The 9,996-nt window shown below is 66.5% G+C and carries 4 protein-coding genes; all 4 read right to left on the reverse strand.

The window, feature by feature from the left end; genetic code table 11:
- Positions 1–40 precede the first annotated feature (40 nt).
- From L0G76_RS11145 to L0G76_RS11160, 4 genes are read right to left on the reverse strand one after another with little or no spacing between them, the layout of a single operon-like run.
- The gene (locus L0G76_RS11145) at positions 41–841 is read right to left on the reverse strand and encodes an ABC transporter permease (RefSeq protein WP_304357289.1); all 801 of its coding nucleotides are present in this window, start codon (positions 839–841) and stop codon (positions 41–43) included.
- Complete coding sequence (locus L0G76_RS11150) at positions 838–1,821, reverse strand: ATP-binding cassette domain-containing protein (protein ID WP_304357290.1); 984 nt, start codon at positions 1,819–1,821, stop codon at positions 838–840. The genes L0G76_RS11145 and L0G76_RS11150 overlap by 4 nt, the downstream gene beginning before the upstream one ends.
- Entirely contained in the window at positions 1,821–2,027 is a 207-nt protein-coding gene (locus L0G76_RS11155; protein WP_304357291.1) for an MbtH family protein, read from the reverse strand. Before L0G76_RS11155 ends, L0G76_RS11150 begins: the two co-directional genes overlap by 1 nt.
- A gap of 38 nt (positions 2,028–2,065) precedes the next feature.
- The gene (locus tag L0G76_RS11160) at positions 2,066–9,829 is read right to left on the reverse strand and encodes a non-ribosomal peptide synthetase (RefSeq protein ID WP_304357292.1); all 7,764 of its coding nucleotides are present in this window, start codon (positions 9,827–9,829) and stop codon (positions 2,066–2,068) included.
- Positions 9,830–9,996: the final 167 nt, after the last annotated feature.

A 9,996-nucleotide genomic window follows, 5' to 3' on the forward strand; every position in this document is an offset into this window, starting at 1 on the left:
GTGCCGACATCGCAGAGGATGTACTCGATGGCTGCTGCGGTCATCGCCTGCTGATGCTTCGGTACTGGGACACGGCAACGGTGGAGAAGATCGCAATGACTGCCACGCAGCTGATCACCGCGTAGAGAATCGGGTTGTCGGCCGCCCATCCCGAACCCGAGGTGTACCCAGCGGGAGAGACATTGCCGAAGAGTTCTCGGACACTGGTGGCCACGGCCGTGACCGGATTCCACGCGGCGATCGTCTGCAGAGGGCCGGGAAGCGTGTCGATCGAGACGAAGGCACCGGAGAGGAAGGTGACGGGAAAGAGCCAGATCAGGCCGAGGCTCTGAGCCACCTCGACACTTCGCGCCGTCAACGCGATGAACGCACCGATCCACGACATGGCGAAGCCGAAGAGGAGCAGGAGCAGGATGCCGAGGATCGCTGACCCCGGACCCTCGGTGATGCGCCACCCGATGATCAGTCCGCAGACCATGGTGACCACAATGGAGATCGCGCCGGTGGCCAGGTCGGATGTGGTCCGGCCCAGGATGACGGCCACGCGAGACATCGGCAGCGACCGGAACCGGTCGATGAGCCCCAGCTGGAGGTCCTTGGCGAGGTAGACGGCGGTGAAGGAGGAATTGAAGGTCAGTGTCTGAGCCAGGATCCCGCCGATGAGGAACTCCCGATACGGTGCACCGCCCAGGCTGCCGCCGAAGACGAACGCGAGCAGGAACACGAAGATCACCGGTTGCACGACTCCGGTGACCAGTGCCCCGGGAGTGCGGCGCACGGTGAGCAGGTTGCGCCAGGCGATGACGGAACTGTCGCGTGCCGCCGAGGTGATGGTGCTCATGCTCCCACCTCGGCTTCCGAACGCGGCTGAGGCGAAGGCTCCGCCGAGGCGGGGTGTCCGGTCAGGTCCAGGAAGACGTCGTCGAGTGTCGGCCGGGTCAGGGCCGCCTCGGTGACGACGATTCCGCCTTGTTCGAGGGCGCCGAGTACCTCAAGCAGAGTTCTCTGCCCCTGCGGGGCCGGGACCGTGAGGTGCTTCCGGGTCGAGTCCAGCTGCGGCGTGACCGAGCCTCCGAGGATGCGTTCGAGGACGCGCAGAGTCTCGTCAAGAGCATCGGGGCTGGTCAGTGTCAGTGCGATCCGTTCGGCGCCGAGGCTGACCTTGAGCTCGTTCGAGGTCCCCTCCGCGATGACTCGGCCGGAGTCGATGACGGCGATGCGATCCGCCAGCTGATCGGCCTCTTCCAGGTATTGGGTCGTCAGCAGCACGGTGGTGCCCTGTCCGACAAGAGTGGAGATGACGTCCCAGGTGTCCAGCCTGCCGCGCGGGTCGAGGCCGGTGGTGGGTTCGTCGAGGATGACCACCGGCGGTCGGAAGACCAGAGCCGAGGCCAGGTCCAGGCGTCGTCGCATGCCACCGGAATAGGCGCCGGCGCGTTTGTCGCGGACGTCGACGAGGGCGAACTCCCGGAGCAGTTCGTGAGCCCGTGCGCGCGAATCGCTGCGGCTCATCCCGTAGAGACGGGCGACCATGAGGAGGTTCTCGTAGCCGGTGAGCTTCTCATCGACGGCCGCATACTGTCCCGACAATCCGATGCTGCGGCGCACAGCGGTGGGATCGGCGATCACCGAATTCCCCGCCACGCTCGCATCGCCGGAGTCGGGACGAATCAGCGTGGACAGAACTTTGACCGTGGTGGTCTTGCCTGCCCCATTGGGCCCCAGCAGCCCGAAGATCTGTCCCTGGTCGACCTGCAGGTCGATTCCGTCCAAGGCTCTGAAGCTTCCGAAGTTCTTTCTCAGTTGGTCAATGCGGATCACTATGACGCGATCTCGGCCAGCCGGCGCGGAGTGATGTCCGTCCAGTTCGCCTCGACGAATTCGAGGCATTCGCCGCGCTCGGCCGGGCCGAAGGCGATGGCCCACCCCGCGGGTGCATCGGCGAACGACGGCCACAGAGAATGCTGCTGAAGATCATTGACGAGCACGCGGAAAGTCGCTGTGGTGTCATCGAAGGGGTTATTCACGTTTCCTCATCTCCTGTTGAATGCTTGAGATGTATCTCTTACATGTGTGGTTCGGCGTCCTCGTCCACATGGATTGCCAGCACGGGAAGAATTTCGGACAGGGCCGTCGCCGAGAGCATGTCCCCGTGTCGTGCCGGGACCTCGGTGACGTGAATGTGACCAGTGACATAGGGGCGCCATGATTCGGCAGTGGGGGTGCCGGCCGGAACATCCTGGGTGGCGGCGAAGTGCACGAGGTCGCCGTTGAAGCGTTCCACCGGGGCTTCACGGATCAGTCGAGCCATGGTGAAGAAGCCCGCGGTCATTGCCGCAATGGTCTCGGGCGAGACATTGCCCAGCGGGTCGCCGTTCTCGCGCAGAACCTCCAGAGCCCGTTCGTCGTCGAGTCCCTCCGCGCCGACCCGAACGTCAGGATGATTGGCGCCGAGGTAGTCGACCCACAGTTGTGCCCCCTCGCCGACGTCGGCGTTGGTCTCCTGCCCCGCGGGGTAGGCATCGAGGATCCCGAGGAAGGCCACCTCTTCACCCTTCTCCTGCAGCCGCGTCGCCAGACGGTGTGCCAGGATGCCGCCGAAGGACCAGCCCAGCAGGTGATAGGGCCCCTGCGGCTGCACCGTCCTCATCTGCGTGATGTAGTCGTCGGCGAGTTCGGTCAGCGTGGAGGCAGTGATCTCCTCCGGATCGCCCGGTGCCAGTCCCGGCATCTGCAGGCCGATCAGCGGACGCTGAGGGTCGAGTCCGTGGAGCATCGCCGCGAACCCCCAACTGATGCCGGTGGCCGGGTGCACCGCGAACAGAGGAGGCTTCGCGCCCGCCGTGCGCAGAGGAAGCAGGCGCTGCAGGCTGTCACCGATCGAGTCCGTGGCCCCCTCATCTGCGTCGGCCACCAACTGCTCGACGGTGGGCGAACGGAAGAGGGACTGGACCGAGAGTTCGGCGCCGAGGGCATCGTTGACGGCTGCGATGAGCGGTCGGGCCAGGAACGAATGCCCGCCGAGTTCGAAGAACGACTCGTCGACACCGACGCGCGGCAGCGTGAGCACCTCGGCGAAGATCGTCGCCACGGTGTCCTCATGCGGTGTACGCGGTGCCGAACGCGAGCCGACGACAGCCTGCGAGGCGTCTGGCAGTGCTGACTCGTCGATCTTGCCGTGCGCCGTCAGTGGGATTTCGTCGAGGGCCACGACTCTCGGTGGGACCATGTAGCTGGGCACGATCGATCGCACATGTCGCCGCGCCTTGTCTGCGAGAGCTTCCGACCCGGCAGCATCCGTCCGGTCCGGCACAACATAGCCGACCAGCTGCATCGTGTCGGCGTCGGCACCGGACGATCGTACGAGTGCGTCCTTGACTCCCGGGGCACCGCGCAGGGCCCGTTCGACCTCGCCGAGTTCGACACGGAACCCGCGCAGCTGGATCTGGTTGTCGCTGCGGCCGAGGAAGCTCAGGTCACCATTGCGGTGACGCACGACGAGGTCCCCTGTGCGGTACATGCGCTCGCCCGGTTCGCCGAAGGGATCACCGACGAAGCGTTCGGCGCTCAGGCCGGGGCGGCCACGGTATCCGTGTGCCAACTGGCGTCCGGCGAGGTAGAGCTCTCCGGTCGTCCCGGCCGGCACGTGATGGAGCCGTTCGTCGAGCACATAGCCGCGCATGTGGTGCAGCGGCGATCCCAGAATCGGCGTCGACGAGTCGGTGACCGGACCCGCGAAGGCGTCCACGGTGGCCTCGGTGGGGCCGTAGAGATTGTGGGCGTTGATGCCCGGGCGCTCGCGCAGCCACTCCCACAGCTCCTCGTCGATCGCCTCGCCGCCGAGGGCGAGAGTGATCGGAGCGTTCGCCGCGGCCGCTCGGTCGAGCAGGTCCGCGAAGTCCGGTTCGGTCCTGAGCGCACGCAGGTAGCTGGGGGTGGTCTCCCAGAACCCGATCCGCAGGTCATGAAGCAGCCGCGCGAGCTCCTGAGGGTCGCGTTGGGTTTCCGCCGAGGCGATGTGGATGCGATGTCCGACCAGCATCCACAGCAGCGGATCCCAGGCGGCGTCGAAGCCGACACCGGTGGTGTGGGCCACGGTGATCTGCTCGGGCTCGGAGGATGGTGTCGGCAGGAACGAGGCACGATGGGCGGCGAGCAGATTCGCGAGGGCGCAATGGCCCACCTCCACGCCCTTGGGCCGACCGGTCGAGCCGGAGGTGAAGGTGACATAGGCGGCTGGGTCGTGCTGGGGAGTCGGGTCCGTGGCCGCAGCGGCCGAGGTCGGCCGGGGCCAGGCCGGACGGGTCGTGTCCACGGTGCCGTCGGCTGCTGAGATCTCAACGACGGTGGGCGTGACAGGGGCATCGGCGAGCATCGGCGCCAGTGCCTCGGCGGTTCCGGTCTCGGCCAGAACGATGAGAGGGCCCGCATCGGTCACGATCGCCCGAGCACGTTCGAGCGGATAGTCGATGTCGATCGGGTTGTAGGCCGCACCTGATTTGAGCACGGCCAGCGTGGCGACGATGATGCCGACTCCGCGGCTGAGGCGAACGGATACGGTCGACCTCGGCCCCGCACCCAATCCGCGCAGCTCCTGTGCCAGGAGTTCCGCGGCTTCGTCGAGTTCGCGAAACGACATCGAGGTGTCAGCGGATTCGACTGCGGTGGCATGGGGCAGCTGTCGCACAGTGGTGGCGAAGACGTCGAGGACCATGGGCAGCGATGATTCCGGCTCCGGACCGGTGAGCTGGCCGATCGCTCGGGCCGCCTCGGCGGGGTCGAGGAGCGCGATGTCGTGGATCGGGCGTTCCGGGTCCTGCACGAGGCCGTCGGCGAAGCGGGAGAGAGCCTGGCACATGTCGACGATGGTCGCCGGCTCGAACATCGAGGAGTTGTAGTCGAGCACGACGTCGAGTCCACTATCGGGGGAGTCTGCGCGGAAGGTGAACGAGAGGTCGAATTTGGCGTCGCCGGTCTCGACCTCAGGTTCGATGCTCGTGCGCACTCCTGGAAGGTCGAGGGTCGGCAGGGCCGTGTTCTCCAGGGACAGCATGGTCTGGAACAGCGGATGGCGACCCAGCTCACGCGGCGGGTTGACGGTCTCGACAAGGCGTTCGAACGGTACGTCGTCGAGTTCCAGTGCGTCGATGGCCGCCGTGCGAGTCCGCGCCAGAAGTGTGCGGAAATCGGGTTGGTCACAGACATCGGTGCGGATCGGGACGGTGTTGACGAAGAGCCCGACCATGTCGGCAAGCTCCGGGTCCGAACGTCCGGCGCTGGGAGAGCCGATGACGACGTCCTCACTGCCGCTGATTCTGCTGAGGAACCCGGCGAGCACAGCATGCAGGGCCATGAACAGACTGGCCCCCGCCTCGGCGGCGATCGCATTCAGGCGCTGCGTCGTCCGGTCATCGAGACTGAAGCGATGGTGACGGCCCGACTGCCGGGCGGTGTGAGGGCGGGGATGGTCCGAGGGCAGAGGGAGTTCAATGGGTATTCCGTCCAGGCGCTCGCGCCATGACTGGGTCTTGTGGTCCAGGAGCGGACGGTCCTCGCCTGGACGTGTCTGCGTCTCAAGCACATGGCGCTGCCACAGGGCGAAGTCCGCGTACTGGATGTCGAGATTGCGCTGCATCGGGCAGGCAGAACCGCGCAGTGCGGCATAGGCGGTGGACAGATCCTGCGTCAGCGGAGCCAACGAGGCACCGTCGGTGGCGATGTGGTGCATGACGAGGTGGAGGACCCACTGGCCGCCTTCGTCGAAGAGGACCGCGCGCAACGGCAGGTCGGTGCTGAGATCGAACCCCCTGGCAGCCTCCCGAGCCATATCCTCCGACGTCGCCGCCGGTGAGGACGTGGTCCGGTGGACGAGGATCCCGTGTCCGGCCGCGGGCGGAAGGATGTGTTGGACCGGGGAGCCTCCGAGGCTCGGATAGACGGTGCGCAGGATCTCGTGGCGCGTGATGACCTGGCTCAGGGACTTGTCGAGCGTGTCGGGATCCAATTCGCCCTCGAAGCGAACCGCGAGGGAGATGGTGTAGTCGGAGGCCTTGGTGTCGAGCTGATTGAGGAAGTGCATCCGTGCCTGACCGTACGACAGCGGAATCGCCGTCGGGCGGGTGCTCGACTGCTTCCACTCGGAGGGGCTCATCGCCCAGGCGGCACTCCGGTCTGGGGTCGGAGCCTGGTCAGACGTCGGGGTCTGCCCGCTGTCCGTGGGCAGCGTCCCGAGCGAAGCACCGGCCGAAACGTCGAGGCGGTTGAGCAGGGCAGCCGGTGTGGGTGCGTCGAAGATTGCGCGCAGCGGCAGGTCGGTGTCGAAGGCCTCACGGATGCGACCGATGAGAGACACCGCCAGCAGCGAATGGCCTCCCAGCTCGAAGAAGTCGTCGTCGAGCCCGACCGAATCGGCCTCGAGCACGGTGGAGAACTGTTCGCACATGGTGGCCTCGTCCGTCGTCTCAGCGGCGCGGGAGGTTTCGCCTCCCGACAGCCGCGGAGCCGGCAGCCGGCCGCGGTCGAGTTTGCCGTGGGCGGTCAGGGGCATCGCGTCGACGGCGATCAGCACCCGTGGGACCATCGGGGCCGGAAGTGCGCTGGCGAGGTGGTCGCGGACGGTGCTCTCATCTGCGTCGCCTGCGTAGTACCCGACGAGTCGTGCGGACTGCGGGTCCTGGGGATTGTCGACGATAGCTGCTGCCTGTTCGACGCCCTCACAGGCGAAGAGAGCATTCTCAACGTCGCCGAGTTCGATCCGATACCCACGCAGCTTGATCTGGTCGTCATCGCGGGAGACGAAGTCGAGGCTGCCGTCCAAGGTGCGTCGGACCAGGTCGCCGGTGCGGTACATGCGCTCGCCGCTGTCGAAGGGGTTGGCGACGAATCGCTGCGAGGTCTCAGCCGGGCGGTTCACATATCCGGTGGCGATTCCGTCTCCTGCGAGGTAGAGCTCGCCGACGACACCATAGGGAACCTCCTGCAGGTGTCCGTCCAAGACCATGGCCGCGACGTTTCTGATCGGGTGGCCGATCGTGGCATGGTCTCCCTGAACCTTCGCCGTGACGGAGTCGACGGTGAATTCGGTGGGTCCGTAGAAGTTGTAGGCACGCACACCCGAGTGCTGGGCGAGTTCCTGCCACAGGTCATCGGGGACGGGCTCCCCGCCGAGGGCGATCGTCAACGCAGCGGCCTCGTGGTGCCGGGCAGCAGAGGGCTCGGGGTCATCGAGGAGCCCGGAGGCGGTCAGCTGCCGCACGAAGGAGGGGGTGGTCTCGAGCGCATCGATCTGCGCTCGGCGGCAGAAGTCCACGAACGCCTCGGCGTCCCGGCGCACTTCCTCATCGACGATGTGCAGGCTCGCTCCGGCCACCAGCCAGAGCACCGGGTCCCAGGCGGCGTCGAAGCCGAGGCCGGCGGTGTGCGCGACCCGGACCGAGGCTTCCTCGAGCCCCGCCTCGGCGAAGATCGTCTCCCGGTGCTGAGCCAGAAGATTGGCCAGACCACGATGGGGCACGGCGACACCCTTGGGTGTCCCGGTGGACCCGGATGTGTACATCTCATAGGCGCGGTCGTTCGGCGTCGGACGATGGGAGTCGTCTCGCACTGCTCCCTCGCCGAGGTTGCCCTCACCCCCGTCGTCCGCTGGGTCGACGAGGTCGTCGGCACTCAGCTCTGCGGTGGAGACGGCCGTGCCCGGTCGCACAGGCACGTCGGGGGAGTCGACGACGACGGCCGCCGGGTCGCTCACGTCGAGGATCAGCCGGATCCGCTCCTGCGGATAGCTGAGGTCGATGGGAACGGCGATGGCACCGATGCTCAGCACTGCCAATGGCACAATGATGGCATCGGCTGATCGTGGCAGAGCGATGGCGACCCGCTGACCCGGTCCGATGCCTCGGGCGAGAAGCGCGCGGCCGCAGCGGTGGATGCGGTCCCCGAGCTGCGCGAAGCTCAGTTCGGTGTCGTCGGCCACGAGCGCCCGGCGCTGTGGAAGACGGGCGATGGTGGACTCGAGGGCGTCGATGATCGTCGTCTCGAGACGGTCGCGATCGGCACCGCGGCTGTCGTCGCGGATGGTGCGCAGTTCTGCGGCGCTGAGGATGTCGAGATCCGAAACGAGACGGTTCGGGTCGGTGACGAACTGTTCGAGTACGCTCACGAAGCGTTCGGCGATGTTCCGGGCAGTGGACTCGTCGAACAGCGCGGAATCGAATTCCAGGGAGCCGGTGATTCCGGCCGCATCACCGCGACGTTCTGCCAGGTCGAGGAGCAGATCGAACTTCGCCTCCGAGACTTGTGGGCCGGGGGCCGCTTCGACGTGGAGATCACCCATGTCGATATCGACCGGGGTCGTGTTCTGCAGCGTCAGCATCACCTGGAACAGGGGGTGCAGTCCTTCTGAGCGTGGCGGGTCGACCTCATCGACGACGCGTTCGAATGGGGCATCCTGATTGGCGTAGGCCGAGAGGTTGGATCCGCGGACCCTGTCGATGACATCGGCGGCGCTGGGATTGCCCGAGGTATCGGTGCGCAGGACGAGCGTATTGACGAAGAACCCGATGAGTTCATCGAGCTTCGTCTCGGTCCTGCCCGCGACGGGGGTGCCGATGGGGATGTCGCTGCCTGCGCCGAGTTTGTCCAACAGCACCGCGAATGCCGCCTGCAGCACCATGAACAGACTGGCATTGCGCTCGCTGGAGAGTCGGCGCAGTCCGGCATGGACTCTCGGGCCGATGTCAACGGGAATCGCACGGGAGACGGATCCTGGGACCGCCGCGTTTCTCGCCCGATCGGCGGGAAGCTGCAGCTGTGAGGGCGCGCCGGCCAACGAGGTCTTCCAGAAGTCCAGCTGCTGCGACAGTGGACTGTTCGGGTCGTCTTCGGTTCCGAGCGCCGTTCGCTGCCAGAGGGCGTAGTCGGCGTACTGCACGGGAAGAGGCGGAAAGGCCGGGGCCCTTCCCCGCCCACGATTGCGATAGGCGGTGGACAGATCCCGGGCCAGGGGGCCCAGCGACCAGCCGTCGGCGGCGATGTGGTGGAGAGTCAGCAGCAGCAGATGCTCGTCCTCGTTGAGCCTGATGAGAAGAGCCCTGATCGGAAGCTCGCTGGAGACGTCGAATCCTCGGGTGGCCTCCGCATCCACGGTGTGGTGGACGAGGTCCTGACTGACCCCGATCGTGGACATGGCGATGCGGGCGTCGTCCGGGGTGAGAACGACCTGTTCGGGCTGGCCGGCCGTCCACGGGAAGACAGTGCGCAGGCTCTCATGTCGTGCGACGACGTCGTTGATCGCCGCGTGCAGAGCACCGACGTCGAGTCGTCCTCGCATGCTCAGGGTGAGCGGTATGTTGTATGCCGCAGAACTCGGGTCGAACTGGTTGATGAACCACAGGCGTGCCTGGGCAGGGGAGAGTGGCAGCGATGTGGGACGGTCTCCTGCGACGAGCTCATGACCGGCGTCGACCGTGGTCGCCTTCGGGTCGAAGCAGGCACTGAGCTCGCGGACGGTGGGGTGTTGGAAGACCTCGCGCAGGGCGGGTGCGGCGGCGAAGCTCGTCCGCAGAGACGCGACCAGTTGAGTGGCCAGCAGCGAGTGCCCGCCGAGTTCGAAGAAGTCATCGTCAAGGCCGACGGAGTCCACGCCCAACACGTCGCTGAAGGCCTCAGCCACGACCTGTTCCTGCGGGCCTCTGGGCGCCTCGGACTCGGAGCGTGCCGATTCCGGCTCCGGGAGGGCCCGGCGGTCGAGTTTGCCGTTGACCGTGAGCGGAATGCTCTCGATCTGCATGATGAACGAGGGGACCATGTAGTCCGGGACACGTGCCTTCATGCCCCGACGCACCTCGGCGGTGTCGACCTGGGAATGCGCGGTGACGTAACCGAGCAGCTGAGCGTATCCGGCCTTATTCTGCCTGATTTCGACGACGGCCGACCCGATTCGAGGATCGGCCTGCAGAGCGAGCTCGACCTCGGAGAGTTCGACACGGTACCCGCGCA

This window comes from Brevibacterium picturae, assembly GCF_030453725.1.
In the GTDB taxonomy this organism is placed as follows: Bacteria; Actinomycetota; Actinomycetes; order Actinomycetales; family Brevibacteriaceae; genus Brevibacterium; species Brevibacterium sandarakinum_A.